This window comes from Pauljensenia sp. UMB3104, from assembly GCF_030217285.1.
Lineage (GTDB): Bacteria > Actinomycetota > Actinomycetes > Actinomycetales > Actinomycetaceae > Pauljensenia.
The window spans coordinates 92,782-108,151 of record NZ_JASONN010000007.1; the positions used below are offsets into that span (position 1 = coordinate 92,782).

General features: G+C 66.6%; 12 protein-coding genes and 3 tRNA genes. 7 read left to right on the forward strand and 8 right to left on the reverse strand.

Going from position 1 to position 15,370, the window contains the following annotated elements:
- Positions 1-141 precede the first annotated feature (141 nt).
- From metE to rpmF, 5 genes are all read right to left on the reverse strand, one after another.
- A complete protein-coding gene (gene metE / locus QP415_RS05465) occupies positions 142-2,463 on the reverse strand; it encodes a 5-methyltetrahydropteroyltriglutamate--homocysteine S-methyltransferase (RefSeq protein WP_285099226.1) in 2,322 nt (773 codons plus the stop codon).
- 80 nt (positions 2,464-2,543) lie between these two features.
- A complete protein-coding gene (locus tag QP415_RS05470; RefSeq protein WP_285099228.1) occupies positions 2,544-3,527 on the reverse strand; it encodes a methylenetetrahydrofolate reductase in 984 nt (327 codons plus the stop codon).
- Positions 3,528-4,772: 1,245 nt separating this feature from the next.
- Positions 4,773-4,848: transfer RNA gene (locus QP415_RS05475), tRNA-Arg, on the reverse strand.
- Positions 4,849-4,883: 35 nt separating this feature from the next.
- Entirely contained in the window at positions 4,884-6,155 is a 1,272-nt protein-coding gene (locus QP415_RS05480) for a cation:proton antiporter (RefSeq protein WP_285099230.1), read from the reverse strand.
- A 131-nt stretch (positions 6,156-6,286) separates the two neighbouring features.
- Positions 6,287-6,457 (reverse strand): 50S ribosomal protein L32, encoded by a 171-nt coding sequence (gene rpmF / locus QP415_RS05485; protein ID WP_003792889.1) that lies wholly within the window; start codon positions 6,455-6,457, stop codon positions 6,287-6,289.
- A gap of 175 nt (positions 6,458-6,632) precedes the next feature.
- Between rpmF and QP415_RS05490 the strand changes: the two genes are divergently transcribed.
- From QP415_RS05490 to QP415_RS05505, 4 genes are all read left to right on the forward strand, one after another.
- A complete protein-coding gene (locus QP415_RS05490) occupies positions 6,633-7,289 on the forward strand; it encodes a YigZ family protein (RefSeq protein WP_285099236.1) in 657 nt (218 codons plus the stop codon).
- 37 nt (positions 7,290-7,326) lie between these two features.
- Entirely contained in the window at positions 7,327-8,259 is a 933-nt protein-coding gene (gene cysK / locus QP415_RS05495; protein WP_016461128.1) for a cysteine synthase A, read from the forward strand.
- A gap of 93 nt (positions 8,260-8,352) precedes the next feature.
- Positions 8,353-8,997: a serine O-acetyltransferase EpsC gene (epsC, locus tag QP415_RS05500; protein ID WP_285099238.1), complete on the forward strand. Its 645-nt coding sequence runs from the start codon at positions 8,353-8,355 to the stop codon at positions 8,995-8,997.
- A gap of 85 nt (positions 8,998-9,082) precedes the next feature.
- Complete coding sequence (locus tag QP415_RS05505) at positions 9,083-9,574, forward strand: GNAT family N-acetyltransferase (protein WP_034475260.1); 492 nt, start codon at positions 9,083-9,085, stop codon at positions 9,572-9,574.
- Positions 9,575-9,632: 58 nt separating this feature from the next.
- Here the strand turns inward: QP415_RS05505 and QP415_RS05510 are convergent, their stop codons facing one another.
- Together QP415_RS05510 and QP415_RS05515 are read right to left on the reverse strand one after the other, a co-directional pair.
- Complete coding sequence (locus tag QP415_RS05510; protein ID WP_285099241.1) at positions 9,633-10,670, reverse strand: Fpg/Nei family DNA glycosylase; 1,038 nt, start codon at positions 10,668-10,670, stop codon at positions 9,633-9,635.
- A gap of 6 nt (positions 10,671-10,676) precedes the next feature.
- Positions 10,677-13,607, reverse strand: a complete 2,931-nt coding sequence (locus QP415_RS05515) for a leucine--tRNA ligase (RefSeq protein WP_285099243.1) — start codon at positions 13,605-13,607, stop codon at positions 10,677-10,679.
- Between the two features lie 124 nt (positions 13,608-13,731).
- Here QP415_RS05515 and QP415_RS05520 point away from each other — a divergent pair, with 124 nt between their 5' ends.
- Positions 13,732-14,178 carry an HIT family protein gene (locus QP415_RS05520; protein WP_285099245.1) on the forward strand — a complete coding sequence of 149 codons (447 nt, stop codon included), beginning with the start codon at positions 13,732-13,734 and terminating at the stop codon, positions 14,176-14,178.
- A gap of 150 nt (positions 14,179-14,328) precedes the next feature.
- On the opposite strand, the gene QP415_RS05525 is transcribed toward QP415_RS05520, so the two are convergent.
- Positions 14,329-14,997: a metal-dependent transcriptional regulator gene (locus QP415_RS05525; RefSeq protein WP_016461134.1), complete on the reverse strand. Its 669-nt coding sequence runs from the start codon at positions 14,995-14,997 to the stop codon at positions 14,329-14,331.
- A 193-nt stretch (positions 14,998-15,190) separates the two neighbouring features.
- Here QP415_RS05525 and QP415_RS05530 point away from each other — a divergent pair.
- Both QP415_RS05530 and QP415_RS05535 read left to right on the forward strand, forming a co-directional pair.
- Positions 15,191-15,263: transfer RNA gene (locus QP415_RS05530), tRNA-Lys, on the forward strand.
- 34 nt (positions 15,264-15,297) lie between these two features.
- Positions 15,298-15,370, forward strand: a tRNA-Lys gene (locus tag QP415_RS05535).

A 15,370-nucleotide genomic window follows, 5' to 3' on the forward strand; every position in this document is an offset into this window, starting at 1 on the left:
TGCCTCTAGTTTGTCGGACGTATTCACTCCGGGCAACATGATGTTCACAGAATGAGATTGTGTAACAGCAGGTGTTCACGGGACAGACGGAAAGGGGCGGGCCCGTTGGGCCCGCCCCTCACCTATCGCCTAGGAGAACGCTCAGCCCTCCAGGCCGCGCTGGGCACGCACTTGCCGAGTAGCAGAGACAAGGTTGTCCAGCGACGCCTTCGTTTCCTCGTAGCCGCGGGTCTTGAGGCCGCAGTCGGGGTTGACCCACAGGCGCGAGACCGGCACGGCGTCGGCGGCCAGGCCGATGAGCTCGGCGAGCTCCTCGGTGCTGGGGACGCGGGGGGCGTGGATGTCCCACACGCCGGGGCCGATGCCGTGGTCGAATCCGGCCTCGGCGAGCTCGGGGACGACCTCCATCTTGGAGCGCGCGGCCTCGATAGACGTCACGTCGGCGTCCAGGCCCTTGATGGCGTCGATGATCTGGCCGAACTCGGAGTAGCACAGGTGCGTGTGGATCTGGGTGTCGGGTCGTACCGAGGAGGTGGCCAGGCGGAAGGATCCCACGGACCAGTTCAGGTAGTCGGCGTGTCGGTCGGCGTCCAGGGGCAGGAGCTCACGCAGGGCGGGCTCGTCGACCTGGATGGCGGCGATGCCGGCTGCCTCGAGATCGGAGACCTCGTCGCGCAGGGCCAGGCCGATCTGGTCGGCGATCTCGCCGAGCGGCAGGTCGTTGCGGGGGAAGGACCACGCGATGATCGTGACGGGACCGGTGAGCATGCCCTTGACGGGCTTGTCGGTGAGCGACTGAGCGTAGCTGGTCCACCCCACGGTCATGGGCGCGGGACGCGAGACGTCGCCCCACAGGATCGACGGGCGCGTGCAGCGCGAACCGTAGGACTGCACCCAGCCGTTGCGGGTGGCCGCGAAGCCGTCGAGCAGCTCGGCGAAGTACTGGACCATGTCGTTGCGCTCGGCCTCGCCGTGGACGAGGACGTCCAGACCCAGCTCCTCCTGGAGAGCGATGACCGAAGCGATCTCCTCGCGCATGCGAGCCTCGTAGTCCGCGTCGGAGAGTTCGCCGCGGGCGTTGGCCGCACGGGCCTTGCGAATCTCGGTGGTCTGCGGGAACGATCCGATGGTCGTCGTGGGCAGCGGGGGCAGGTGGAGACGCTCGGTCTGGGCGGCCTCGCGCTCGAGGTAGGGCTCGCGGGCGCGATCGGCGTCGGTCAGAGCGGCCGTGCGGGCACGGACCTCGGGGCGCACGACGCCGGGGGCGGCGGCGCGCTGCTCGAGGACGCGGGTGGCTTCGGCGACCTCGGCGTCAATGGCGTCCCATCCTTCGTCGAGGCCGCGAGCCAGAGTAACGACCTCGAGAACCTTCTGGTCGGCGAAGGCGAGCCAAGCATGCAGGTTTGCGTTGAGGGTCTCGTCGTCCCAGGTCTCCAGCGCGGTGTCGTGGGGCACGTGCTGGAGCGAGTTGGAGGTGGCGACGGTGACGCGCGTGGCTCCCAGGGCCTGTGCGGCCTTCAGGGTCTCGCGCAGCTGGGCCAGGTCGGCGCGCCAGATGTAGCGGCCGTCGACGGCGCCGACGACGAGGGTGACGCCCGACAGGTCCGCGTCCTTCGGCAGCGAGCCGCGCAGCGTGTCGACGTGGAGGGCCTCGACGCCCGTCTTGGCCAGGGCAGCCACCGCGTGGGAGGCGTCGCCGTAGGGGGTGGTGAGCAGGATCTGCGGACGGTTCTGCGAGGCGGCCAGGCGCTCGTAGACGCGAGCGGCCAGCTCCCCCAGTTCGGCGCGGCTGCGCGAGAGGTTGTCGGAGGTGAGGGCCGGCTCGTCGAGCTGGACCCACGGGGCGCCCGCCGCGTGCAGCGAGGCCAGCGCCTCCTCGTACGCGGCCACTGCCTCGTCGATGCGGGTGAGCGGGTCGAAGTCGGGGGTGGCCGGGTCGGCCTTGGCCAGGGCCAGGTAGGTGACCGGACCGACCAGGACGGGACGGGTCACGTAGCCCCACTCGCGGGCGTCGGTGAAGCGACGGGTGATCGTGTCATCAGCGAAGCGCAGGGGCGTATCGGGGCCGATCTCGGGAACGAGGTAGTGGTAGTTCGTGTCGAACCACTTCGTCATCTCTTCGGGGCCGACCTTGTCATCGCCGCGGGCGAGCGCGAAGTAGAGGTCGAGGCCCTCACGGCCGGCGAAGCGCGGCGGGATGGCACCCAGGAGGATGGTCGCGTCCAGGACGTGGTCGTACAGGGAGGGCGCGTCGGCCAGGGAGGCGTCGGAGGGGTTCAGGCCGAGCTCTACGAGGCGCGCGAGGTTCTCCTTGCGCAGATCGTTGGCGGCCTGGATTAGCTCGGCGTCGGTGATACGCCCTGCCCAGCGGGCCTCGAGGGCGCGCTTGAGCTCACGGCCGCGGCCGATACGGGGATACGCCAGGATCGTGGCGGTGGGGAACTGCGTGGTCGCAGCGGACATGGTTTTCTCCTTGGGTGTGCTACTCGTTCGGCGTGCGCGGGCGGGGCCCGCACCCTGCCGCAGGGTGGATGGTGGTGCGCTTAGGCGCGGGTATCGGGGGTCGAGGCGCCGGGACGCAGCGAGTCGGGTGTGACTCCCAGCAGGGCCAGGATGTCCAGGACGGGCTTGGCCTTGTTGAAGGTGTAGAGGTGGACGCCGGGCGCGCCAGCATCGAGGACGGAGTGGAAGAGGCGCGAGCCGAAGACCGCGCCGAACTCGTCGCGCGCCTCCTGGTGCGGGTAGTCCGACAGCGTCGTCAGCAGGTATTCGGGGACCTCGATGCCGGTGAGGTCCTGGACGCGACGCAAGCGAGCCGGGTCGGTGGCCGGCAGCAGACCGGGCACGATCGGGATCGTGACGCCAGCACGGCGGGCGCGTTCGACGAAGGAGGCGTAGACCTCGGCATCCCAGAAGAGCTGGGTGATCGCGAAGGATGCGCCTGCAGCCTGCTTGACGAGGAGTCGCTCGACTTCCTGCGCGGGCGTAGTCCCGGCGGCGGGATTACCCGCCGGGAAGGTGGCCACCGCAATGGTCAGCGGCTTGAACGCGGAGCGCAGGGCCTCGCCCGGATGGGCATCGCAGCGGCGCTTTTCGACAGTGCGGATGAGGTGGATGAGCTCGGTGGCGCTGCCGACACCGCCTGGCCCGGGCTCCCAGTCCTCTTGCCCCACCGGCGGGTCACCGCGCAGAGCCAGGAAGGTACGAACACCGGAATCAAGGTAGTCGTAGACGGTGGAGACAACCTCTTCGGTCGAGTTACCCACGCAGGTCAGGTGGGCAATCGGCTGAATCGGGGTGTCACGCACGAGGCGGTGGACCGTCGAGCGGGCGTTGGAACGGTCCTTGCCGCCGGCACCATAGGTAACGGACATGAAGTCGGGGCGCACGCGCAGCAGCTGATCAACCGTGTTCCAGAAGGGCTCCTCCAGGGAGGGCTTGCGCGGGGGCATGACCTCGAAGGACAGGAGCGTGGGCTCGTGGTCGTGGGTGCAGGGACAGGCGTATTCGTCGTCGGAGAAGGGCACGATGTAACTCTCGTGTTGCGGCTAGCCCTCACGTGGGTGCGCATCGGCGCGGGTTTTGGGAGTGGGGTCAGCCTAGGGAATGGCGGACGTCGGCGTCAGCTGCACATTCGGGCACGAATAGACCCGCACATGCGACGGGTGATGTTCGTTCGTGCGTTCATGCCCCCAGTATGTCCGCCTTCGCGTGGGTGACGCACAAGGGGTCCACGGAACGGGAGTTTGTGACAGCGTCCATCTCATGTCGACAGTGAGGATGATGGTCATTCGTATTGGCTGTGCCCCACGAGGCTTCACATCGTCGCACGGCCTGTGAGCGTGCTAGACACGCCCGCAGCGAGCTGCACTCGGAGGCGCAGGCCTACCCCACCCGCATCCCACGGGTCGGACTGTACTCCCCAGCCGCGGTGCTGCACGGGATCGTATCCGAAGTTCCGCTTGGGCCCCGCGGCACACTTCATCCAGCGCGTTCGCGGATAGGTTATGCGCATACGGATAGGTTATGCGCATACGGATAGCCTATTAACCTATCCGCATCGTCGTAACCTATCCGCATCGCCGTAACCTATCCACATGCGCGAGGCAGCCCCGCAGCGCACACCCGTCATCACGAGGACTCACCAGCGTTATCGGCACCCCGGCTGGTCAGCTCTTGAACTGCACCCCTGAACCTGAGCGCCCATACCGGGCCACGCGTTGGCCCACGCGTTCGACCACGCGTTCGCCCACACGCTGGGCATTTGGGGCTATTCATAACCCCACGATGAAACAGCCACCTTCAATGTTGATTTTCCCGCACCAGCAAGCCGAAAAGTCAGCACAAAACCAACACGTTTTGTCCTTTAACCCACGTTTTGTCGTTTAACCCGAGATGACTGTACGCAGTGGGACGATAGAGCTGCCTCCACGGTACCGCCCCGGGACACCTGTATTCCTGCCGGGGAGCGGTTCCGATGAGAGGAGGTGACTGGGCAATGGCTAAAGACCATCGCTAGCCTCGACGGCGGCGAGGTTGTGACAGGAAGCAGAAAGCCCAGATCGCTGTAGCAGTGATCACGACACTGCCGCAGCTGATCTGGGCGATTGCATTCCTGCTTAGCACCCTGATGGGGAGCTAAGACCATCCCGGAAACCGGGGAGTCGAACAGCGGCAACTGTTCGGCTCCCCCCATTATGCCACGCTGCTCCGGTTCGGGCGGCCACATAGCGACCAACAAGATGCTTCGTCGCGGGCCCCGCATCACAAGCTGGCGCCTCCGACAGGACTCGAACCTGCAACCTCGGGATTAGAAGGCCCTTGCTCTATCCATTGAGCTACGGAGGCGTGGCGCGGTGCGCCGCCTGCAAGACTAGCGGAGGTTAGCGCGCCTTTCCACTGCCGCGCCCAAGCAGGAACGCGAGGAGCGGGAACAGGAGCACGGACATCGCGCCAGCAACAACCAGCAGGGAGGCGAGCCACGAGGGCAGGACGCCCGTCGTGACTCCCAGCTCGGTGACGGCAACGATGATGGGCAGGCCCGTCGCCCCGTACAGGCCAACGCGCGTCGCGTCCGTCCAGTCGACTCGTTCGATCGATCCATAGAAGCGTTCCATCAGGACGATGGGGACGCCGCGCACCACGAGAATCGCGCCAACGAAGGCGACGAGCAGGGACGGGTAGCCCGCGACGGCGCTCAGCGAAATGTTCATGCCCGAGGTGACGAAGAACAGCGGAATGAGGAACGAGAAGCCAAGCGTACGCAGCTCCCCCTCGACCATCGTGAAGTTGCCGGGTGCCAGCGCCCGCACGATGATGCCGGCAGCAAACGCGCCGAGCACCATATCCAGTTCCATGACCGCAGACAGGGCCATAAGGCCGGTGAGGACAACCATGACGACGCGCATGAGTGTCTTTTGCGAGGTCTGCGCTCCGTGCAGGATCGTCCGCCCGAACGCGGGGTGCTTCAGGATGAAACGCGTCGGAAGGGCGACGGCAACGACCGATGCCACCGCGAACACGAGAAGAATGATTGCCGACGCCCAGGGGCTACGGGCGGAGAGGAGCAGCGACATGGCAATAATGGGGGCGAGCTCACCAACGGCACCGTGAACGAGGACGGCCTTGCCGATCGTGGTCCCCATGACGCCGGCCTCCATGAGGATGGGCAGGAGGGTGCCCAGCGCCGTTGAGGTCAGCGCGATCGCCAGCGCGATGTACGTCGCAGTGGCGACCCCCGTCGTTCCCGATGCGGCGACCGCAACCCACGACACGGCCAAGCCGATGCCGAAGCACACCAGCCAGGTAAGCAGCGAGCGCCGACCTGCCCGTCCGTGCACCTCTTGTACGTCGATTTCGGTGCCCGCGATGAGGAAGAGCATGCCCATGCCGACCTCGCGGAACAGGGAGATCGGCTCGGTGACGGATGCCAGTCCGAGAACGTTCGGACCGATAATCACGCCGAAGATCAGGAGCCAGACGACGTCCGGCACACGCTTGTGGGTGAGCGACGAGAGCAGGGGTGCGACGGCTGCCGCAGCGGCAATCAGGAAGAGGGAGACGATGGCGTCCTCGGTACCTCCGGTGGCGGATGCAGCGACGAGGCCGTGGCCCACTCCCCCGCTCATAGTAAGGATGGTCGTCGGTAGGCTCATGTGCGTTCCTTCTCGGGTTCTCTCATGGGGCGTGCGCCGACGATCGCAGGGGCCGACGACTCACACTCGGGGATTGCGGGCATGACAAAGGCCCGGGACGACAAGTCCCGGGCCCGTGTGTGGAAGCGAGGTCAGCCCTCGACGTCCAGGAGGCCGTTCTTGTAGGCCTTGGCCAGGCGGCGGGGCACGCGGATCTCACGGCCGGCAACCTTGACGGTGTTCAGCTCGGTAAGATCAGCCTTCCAGGTAGACCGGCGGGTGCGGGTGTTCGCACGGGACATCTTGCGCTTGGGAACTGCCATGTCTTACCGCTCCTCTTCTTTCTCGACGACTATTCTGATCGGTGCGCCACGCGGGCGCACGGCGACAACCCGACAAGACTACCACGAACAGCGCGCTGAAGCACATTGCGTTGCCTTCCGCGCCTGCGATCCTGGTTACAGACGGACGGGTGCGAGCTCTCGGTAGACTGGGCGCATGCCCGTTCTTCGCACGCTCGCCTCCGGTAGGCTCCTCACCCACGAGATTGAGATTAAGCGTTCCCGGTTTATCACGACGCTCGCCAGGACGGATACTCCCGAGGAGGCGCGCGAGCTCATCGACGCGGTCAAGTCCGAGCATCCTCAGGCGCGTCACAACTGCTCCGCATACCTCATCGACCCGCCGGATGCCGCCCCTTTGCAGCATTCATCGGACGACGGTGAGCCCTCGGGCACGGCGGGCACACCCATGTTGGAGGCCCTACGCGCCTCCGATACCTGGAACGCCACGGCAGTCGTCACGCGTTACTTCGGCGGCATCCTCCTGGGCGGAGGAGGCCTCGTACGTGCTTACTCCACGTCCGTGTCCGAAGCCGTTGCACAAGCTCCCATCGCCTACCTGGTCGGGCGCGACGTCCTCGAAACGCACCTCAGCCCCGGGGACGCAGGCCGCATCGAAGCCGAGCTGCGCGCGCGAGGAGCCGCGATCGTCGACACGATCTGGGGCGCGGACGTCACGCTACGCATTGCGATCGATCCGAGCGACCGAGACGCCATTGACGCGTGCCTGGCCCAGGCCTCGTCCGGTGTTGCAAAGTTTCGCTACGTGGAAACCCGTCGGGTTGAACTAGACGAGGATCCGACCAGGGTATGACAATTCAGGGGTACACCTGCCTATGGAAGGACCCCTCATGGCTCGCATTGCCTCCACCGTTGCCGATCTGATCGGCGGCACCCCCCTCGTCCGCATTAACCACGTGGCCGGCGACGGCGTCGACGTGGTCGCCAAGGTCGAGGCCTTCAACCCCGCGTCCTCCGTGAAGGACCGCATCGCCCGCTCGATCATCGACGCAGCCGAGGCTGCGGGCGCCCTCGCCCCCGGCGGCACCATCGTCGAGGCCACCTCCGGCAACACGGGTATCGCCCTGTCGATGGTGGGTGCCGCTCGCGGCTACAAGGTCGTCATCGTCATGCCCGCCTCGATGTCCGTCGAGCGCCGCGCAATCGTGCGCGCCTTCGGCGCCGAGCTGGTCCTCACCGACCCGAAGGGCGGCGTCTCCGCCGCCGTCGCCGAGGCCGAGCGCATCGCATCCGAGCGTCCCGGCGCGATCATCGCCTCCCAGTTCACCAACCCTGCGAACCCGGCCGCCCACGTGGCGCACACCGGCGAGGAGATCTGGGCCGACACCGACGGCCAGGTCGACGTGTTCGTCGCCGGCGTCGGCACGGGCGGCACGATCTCGGGCGTCGCGAAGGTCCTCAAGGAAAAGAACCCGAACGTGCGCGTCATCGCCGTGCAGCCCGCTGAGTCTCCCCTGCTGACCGGCGGCACCCCCGGTCCGCACGGCATCCAGGGCCTCATGCCTAACTTCGTGCCCGAGACCTACGATGCTTCCCTGGTGGACGAGGTCATCTCGGTCGAGACCGCCAAGGCACTCGAGTTCGCTCGCCGCGCGGCCGCTGAAGAGGGCCTGCTCGTGGGCATTTCCTCGGGCGCTGCCCTGGCTGGTACGGCGGCCGTCGCCGCCCGTCCCGAGCTGGCCGGCAAGAAGATCGTCACGCTCCTGCCCGACACGGGTGAGCGTTACCTCTCGACCGCGCTGTTCGCCGGCCTCGAGGACTGATCTGCCGCAGTTCACGCGCTAAGGTGGCCTCGGATGGAATATCCGGGGCCACCTGTGCGTTCCCGACCCAGACGACCATCCAGGAGGACCGAAGTGAAGCTCACCGTACGCGCCCTGTCGAAGACCCTGTCAAGCGCCCTGCCCGCCAAGGCGCTTGGGCTCTTCCGTGAGGACCTCGTCACGGCTCAGCGCCGCGACCCCGCGGCCACGTCCGCCCTGGAGATCGCCCTGACGTACCCGGGCGTGCATGCCCTCTGGACCCACCGCGTCTCCCACGCCCTGTGGGCACACGGCGCCCGCACCCCCGCACGCGTCCTGTCTTCCATGGCCCGCGCCGTCACCGGCGTGGACATCCACCCCGAGGCCACCATCGGGCGACGCGTCTTCATCGACCACGCGACGGGGGTCGTCATCGGACAGACGGCCGAGGTCGGCAACGACGTCGTCATCTTCCACGGAGTCACTCTGGGCGGCGTCGCCATGACTCCGGGTAAGCGTCACCCCACCGTCGGAGATCACGTGATGATCGGCGCCGGCGCGAAGGTCCTGGGCCCCATCACCGTGGGTACCGGCGTCAAGATCGGCGCGAACGCCGTCGTCGTCAAGGACGTACCCTGCGGGAACGTCGCGATTGGCGTGCCCGCGCGCCTGCTCCCCAAGCCCGAGAAGGACACGCGCGACCGCGACCTGATCGTCGATCCCAACTACTTCTTCGAGGAGCCCGCCCTCTACATCTGAGGGACGTTCGCCCTCGTCACCGGTGGTCTGTGAGAATCCGTTCACGAACCGTGACAAAGTGAGCGCCCTCACCTATAGTTGGTTTATGGAAGCTCGAACTCTACATGCCCCACTGGACGCGTTGTCAGCGGCGAATCGCCCCCAGGGTATTGAGATCGCCACGCTCACGACATTCGACATCCCCGCGCTCGCGGTGCTCACCCTCGAGGCGTACGACGACGACGTCACGCCTGAGGCGCTCATGGAAACCTCCGAGGAACTACGCCTGACATTCGAGGGCGCATTCGGAGCGACCACGGAAGACTCGTTCATCGGCGCGTGGGACGGGGGGACGCTCGTCGGGGCAATCCTCGTCGTGCGTGAATCCCCCTGGGATGATGCTCCCGACGGGCCTTTCGTGGTCGACCTGATCGTCGCCCCCGATTACCGCAGGCGCGGCATCGCGACAGCCCTCGTCTCCGAGGTCGCCACGCGCTGCTCGCAGTGGGGATTCGACTCTCTCGCCCTGCGCCTCGACAGGCGTCACGGCGGAGCCCGTGAACTTTACTCGGTGCTCGGATTCGAAGAGATCGCCTGACAAAGGGCGAGGAGTGCGAGCCTGTCGGCCCGCACTCCCCTGAGGCGTGTTCGCGCGCTCAGCGCTGGCAGGACGGACACCAGAACAGGCGTCGGTTCTGCATGAGCGCCTCGCGGATCGGCGTCCCGCAATGCAGGCACGGCCGGTCCGTACGGTGATACACGTACCAGCGCGAGGCCTCCTCGTCCCCCTCGATCGGCGGATTGGGGGCCTCCTCGGGATCCATCGTGTCCAGGCGACCGGCGGCCAAGCCGCGGTTCATCAGGTCACAGATGAGGACCCAGAGCTCACGCAGGCGCTTGATCGAAATATTCGCGCCCTTACGGTGCGGCGAGATACCCGCAAGGAAGAGAGCATCGGCGCGGTAGATGTTACCGACACCCGCGATGATCGACTGATCCATAACAATCTCGCCAATCGCGCGCTTCTTGGAATGAGCGACCTGGGCGAAACGTTCCATGGCCTCGGCATCCGAACGCGCCCCGGCATCCAGGGGATCCGGGCCCAGCTTCGACTCCGCCTTGATGCGTTCCTCATCCGTGATGAGATCGCAGCGGTTCGGTCCGATCAGGTCGGCGACCGCGTGGTCGTTATACACGCGTAGGCGCACGGCACCGACCGGCTCGGGCGGCTCCCACTCCCCTGCCTTGGACTCGCCGAAGCCCTCGCCCCAGCGGGTCTCAGAGTGGCCGTTCCACTCCCCCTTCGCGACGTTGGGGATACGGTGAGCGACACCGTGGCCCTCGTCGACGACGGTCTCATCGCCGTTGAAGCGCCACCAGCCGTACAGCCCCAAGTGGATGTGCACCCAGCGGTCCGGCCAGGGGGCGTCCTCACCGAGGATCGGCTCCCCGCTGCCCGCCGCGGCGCCCTCCAGGAGGGACACACCGGCCTCGTACGTCTCACCCGGGATGGGCGGGACGAACCCAATGAACATGTGCTTGCCGTGCACTCGCACCCGCTGCATGACCCACCCATCGAGGAGGGCTGCGGAGGACGCAAAGCGCCCCTGCGGGGACGAGGCCGAGACGATACCCCCGACGAAAAGCTCGTCGAGGGTACCGGCTAGGCGACGGACTGCATCGCCTTCAGGCATGCGACCTCACTTCTTAACGACGACGTTAACCAGCTTCGGTGCGCGGGCGATCACCTTGAGAGGCTCCGCGCCGCCGAGGGCCTTGACGATCGGAGCCTCAGCCAGGGCAGCCGCGACGAGGTCCTCTTCGGAGATCGAGGGGGCAACCTCGATACGGGCCTTCACCTTGCCGTTGACCTGAACGACGGCCGTGACCGTGTCCTCGACCAGCAAAGACACGTCCTCGACGACCGGGAAGGGCTCGCGAGCCAGCGAGGCCTCGTGACCCAGTCGGCTCCACAGCTCCTCGCACAGGTGCGGGGCGACCGGGGCGAGCATGAGGATCAGGGGCTCGATCGCGTCACGCGGGACGGCGTCCAGGCTGGTCAGGTGGTTGTTGAGGACGATGAGCTTGGAGATCGCGGTGTTGATGCGCAGGTTCTCGTACTCTTCGGTGACCTCGGCGATCGTGCGGGCCACGAGGCGACGGGTCTTGTCGTCCGAGGGCGCATCGGACACGGTGACCTCGCCGGTCTCCTCATCGACGGCGTTACGCCACAGGCGCTGGAGGAAACGCTGGGAACCGACGACCGCACGGGTCTCCCACGGACGCGAGAGGTCGAGGGGACCCATGCTCATCTCGTACACGCGGAAGACGTCGGCACCGTAGGCGTCGTACATCTCGTCGGGAGTGACGATGTTCTTCAGGGACTTGCCCATCTTGCCGTACTCGCGGCCCACTGGCTCGCCCTTGTAAGTGAAGCCGTTGGTCTCGTCGCCCTCGACCTCGTCGGCGGGCACGTACTGGCCGCGCGAGTCCGTGTAGGCGTAGGCCTGCACGTAGCCCTGGTTGAAGAGCGTGTGGTAGGGCTCGGAGTCGGGCACATGGCCCAGGTCGAAGAGGACCTTCTGCCAGAAGCGCGAGTAGAGCAGGTGCAGAACCGCGTGCTCGACGCCGCCGACGTACATGTCGGTGCCGCCGCTGACCTTACCCTCACGCGGACCCATCCAGTAGGCCAGGTTCTCCTCGCCGGCGAAACGCTCGGAGTTCGTCGGGTCGGTGTAGCGCATCTCGTACCAGCACGAGCCCGCCCACTGCGGCATCGTGTTGGTCTCGCGGCGGTAGCGCTTGGGACCATCACCCAGGTCGAGGGTGACATTCACCCATTCCTCGGCGCGACCCAGCGGAGCCTCGGGAGACGAATCGGCGTCATCCGGATCGAAGGTGCGCGGGCTGTAGTCGCTGACCTCGGGCAGCTCGACCGGGAGCATCTCCTCGGGCAGGGCGTGCGCCACACCGTCCTCGTCCCACACGATCGGGAAAGGCTCGCCCCAGTAGCGCTGACGGCTGAAGAGCCAGTCACGCAGGCGGTAGGTGACGGTGCCGTGGCCCAGGCCCTTGGAGGCCAGCCACTCGATCATGGCGGCCTTGGCCTCGTCCTTGGCCAGGCCGTTCAGGTCGATCTCGTCGTTCGCGGAGTCGACGGCCACGCCATCACCCGTGTACGCGCCGGCCTCAAGGTCGGGACCGTAGGGGTCGTCGGCGGGGCCGATCGTGCGCACGATGTCGAGGTCGTAGGCGCGGGCGAAGGCCCAGTCGCGGTCGTCGTGGGCGGGCACGGCCATGATGGCACCGGTGCCGTAGCCCCACAGGACGTAGTCGGCGACGAAGATCGGGATCTCGCGGCCGTTGACGGGGTCGATGCCGAACAGGCCGGTGAACACGCCGGTCTTGGTGCGCTCTTCGTCGGCACGTTCGGCCTCGGACTTGGCTGCGGCCTGGGCGCGGTAGGCGCTCACGGCCTCCTTCGGGGAGGCAGCGCCGCCCGTCCAGGCGTCCTTCGTGCCCTCGGGCCAGGAGGCGGGCAGGGTGAGGGCAGCCTCGTCGCCGGCGTCGCCGCCAACGGTTCCACCGAGGATCGGGTGCTCGGGAGCCACAACCATGAAGGTCGCGCCGAACAGCGTATCGGGGCGCGTCGTGTAGACGTCCAGGGAGTCGAGGGAGGCGCCAGCCTCGCGCGCGCCGGGCACGTCGAAGCGCACGGTCGCACCCTCCGAGCGGCCGATCCAGTTGCGCTGCATGGTGCGCACCTTCTCGGGCCAATTGATCGTGTCGAGATCATCGGCGAGGCGCTTACCATAGGCGGTAATACGCATCATCCACTGACGCAGATTGCGCTTGAAGACCGGGTAGTTGCCGCGCTCGGAACGTCCGTCAGCGGTGACCTCTTCGTTGGCCAGAACCGTGCCCAGGCCGGGGCACCAGTTGACGGGCGCCTCGGAGACGTAGGCGAGGCGGTAGGAGTCGACGACCTTCGCCTGGGCTGCGCGGTCCAGGGAGTTGTAGTCGGAGCCATCCTCCGGGCGGATCTCGCCGGACTCAAGCTTGGCGACCAGCTCACTGATCGGGCGGGCAGCGCCCTGGGAGCCGTCGGGTGCCGTGGCCTGCGGATCAAACCACGAGTTGAAGACCTGCAGGAAGATCCACTGCGTCCAGTGCACGTACTCGATGTCGGTCGTCGCAAACGAACGGCGCGAGTCGTGGGACAGGCCCATGCGGCGCAGCTGGCGGCGCATGTTCGCAATGTTCTGATTCGTCGTGATAGCCGGGTGCTGGCCGGTCTGGACGGCGTACTGCTCGGCGGGCAGGCCGAACGCGTCGTAGCCCATCGTGTACAGGACGTTGTCGCCCTTCATGCGGCGGTAGCGCGCGAGCGTATCGGTCGCGATGTATCCGAGCGGGTGCCCCACGTGCAGGCCCTTACCCGAGGGGTAGGGGAACATGTCGAGGATGAAGTAGGGCTTGCGGGAGGCCAGGGGGCCAGCCAGGTCGCCCGTGGGGTTGTCCGCGTAGAACGTGCCCAGTTCCTCCCAGCGGTCCTGCCACTTCGTCTCGATCTGGCCTGCGAGCTCAGCGGTGTAGCGCTGGGCCGGGGCACTCTGCGGATTTTCGCTCATCTGTGCGTTCCTCGCTTAACGATGGGTCGCGTAACAATACTCCCCACCAGGGTAGTTCACGCCCGCGCGCCCCGCCGGATGCGATGACCGTACGAAACGGACGCAAATAGGTGACAATAGTCGCATGAGCACTGTCTTCGACAACATCATCACGGGCGTCTGGCCCGGACGCTTCGTGTGGGCAGACGACCTGTGCGTCGCCTTCGCAACGATCGAACCCACCTCCCCCGGGCACGTTCTCGTCGTTCCGCGCACCTCCTACGAGGCGTGGACCGACGCCCCTTCCGACGTGGCCGCGCACCTGATGAAGGTGGCGCGCGCGATCGGCCTCGCCCAGAAGGCGGCCTTTGACGTCCCGCGCGCCGGCCTCGTCATCGCCGGCTTCGAGGTCCCCCACACGCACCTGCACGTGATTCCTCTGCGCGACGAGTCCGACGTGCTGCTCTCGAAGGCGGCGCCGGCCACCGATGAGGAGCTCGATAGCGCGATGACGGCGCTGCGTCAGGCTCTCCTGTCGGCAGGCCACGGCGCACACGTGCCCCCGTCGATGGGATCCGCTGCGCTCGCCTGAGTGCCATCGCTCCCCGCCTGTGCGCCCCACGAGGGCGCTCCCAGCCCACCCGGCCCCATCGGTCAGGTGGGCTGGGTCGTACCCGGGCCTCGTCAATGAGGATGCGTCAGGCGCAAACGAACCCGCTACAGGAGGTTCGCCCCGACGTCTTCAGTCCCGGACGATAATGCCCGAGGCCTGGGAGGGATCCAGGAGAAGCATCTGCCCATCGTCGAGAAGGACCGTCACGCCGTCGGCTCCGGTAGCGACGACAGCGATGCGAGCGCCGGGAACGAGGCCAATCTCCTCCCAGGCGCGAAGTGCCTCGGGGTCGCGGTCAGGCAGCCGGTCGACGATTCCCCCAGCCGCAGCGTCGAGTTCATCGAGAGGGCTACCGGCGAGGCCATCACTGGAGCCATCGGCACGCGGAATCGGATCCCCGTGGGGATCACGGGTCGGGTAGCCCAGCACGCGGTCGAGGCGATCGAGGAGCCGATCTGAGACAGCATGCTCAAGGATTTCCGCCTCTTCGTGCACTTCGTCCCATGAGAACCCCAGGGCCTCGTGCAGGTACGTTTCGAGGAGTCGGTGACGGCGCACCATACCCAGGGCGATCGCACGCCCCTGCGGGGTCAGACGCACTCTGCCGTAGCGCTCGTGCGTCACGAGGCCTTGGCGGGCCAGGCGCTGGATGTTCTCCGTCGCAGTCGAGGGAACGACGCCCATGTGTTCGGAGACATCCTTGGGCTTGACGCCGTCGCGCCCGGCTTCCTCGGCGCTCCACACGAGCTTGAGAATGTCCTCCACGACGGTGGAATACGCGCTCGACGCGTCCGACATGACGTTCCCCTTTCATCCGCGATCCCATTGTAAGTGTCCGAGTCTGCCCGCTCACTGCCCACCCCTGCGCGAGACTCGTTAACGTCAGTCCACCAGATTCACGCCACGCGTGCGACATAGGCCACGACACCCCTGGATAACTTGCGCGCAGCATGCCACGCCTGTATATTTATCTCTCGGTTGCAAAACCCCCGCGTCATTAGCTCAATTGGCAGAGCAGCTGACTCTTAATCAGCGGGTTGAGGGTTCAAGTCCCCCATGACGCACAGCTTTCCCGGCTCCGGCTGGCGAAAGTACCCCGCGTCATTAGCTCAATTGGCAGAGCAGCTGACTCTTAATCAGCGGGTTGAGGGTTCAAGTCCCCCATGACGCA

Coding starts and splice junctions, on each gene's coding strand:
- metE (WP_285099226.1), bottom strand. CDS start 2,463: ATGTCCGCTGCGACCACGCAGTTCCCCACCGCCACGATCCTGGCGTAT.
- QP415_RS05480 (WP_285099230.1), bottom strand. CDS start 6,155: ATGAGCCTACCGACGACCATCCTTACTATGAGCGGGGGAGTGGGCCAC.
- rpmF (WP_003792889.1), bottom strand. CDS start 6,457: ATGGCAGTTCCCAAGCGCAAGATGTCCCGTGCGAACACCCGCACCCGC.
- QP415_RS05490 (WP_285099236.1), top strand. CDS start 6,633: ATGCCCGTTCTTCGCACGCTCGCCTCCGGTAGGCTCCTCACCCACGAG.
- cysK (WP_016461128.1), top strand. CDS start 7,327: ATGGCTCGCATTGCCTCCACCGTTGCCGATCTGATCGGCGGCACCCCC.
- QP415_RS05505 (WP_034475260.1), top strand. CDS start 9,083: ATGGAAGCTCGAACTCTACATGCCCCACTGGACGCGTTGTCAGCGGCG.
- QP415_RS05510 (WP_285099241.1), bottom strand. CDS start 10,670: ATGCCTGAAGGCGATGCAGTCCGTCGCCTAGCCGGTACCCTCGACGAG.
- QP415_RS05515 (WP_285099243.1), bottom strand. CDS start 13,607: ATGAGCGAAAATCCGCAGAGTGCCCCGGCCCAGCGCTACACCGCTGAG.
- QP415_RS05520 (WP_285099245.1), top strand. CDS start 13,732: ATGAGCACTGTCTTCGACAACATCATCACGGGCGTCTGGCCCGGACGC.
- QP415_RS05525 (WP_016461134.1), bottom strand. CDS start 14,997: ATGTCGGACGCGTCGAGCGCGTATTCCACCGTCGTGGAGGACATTCTC.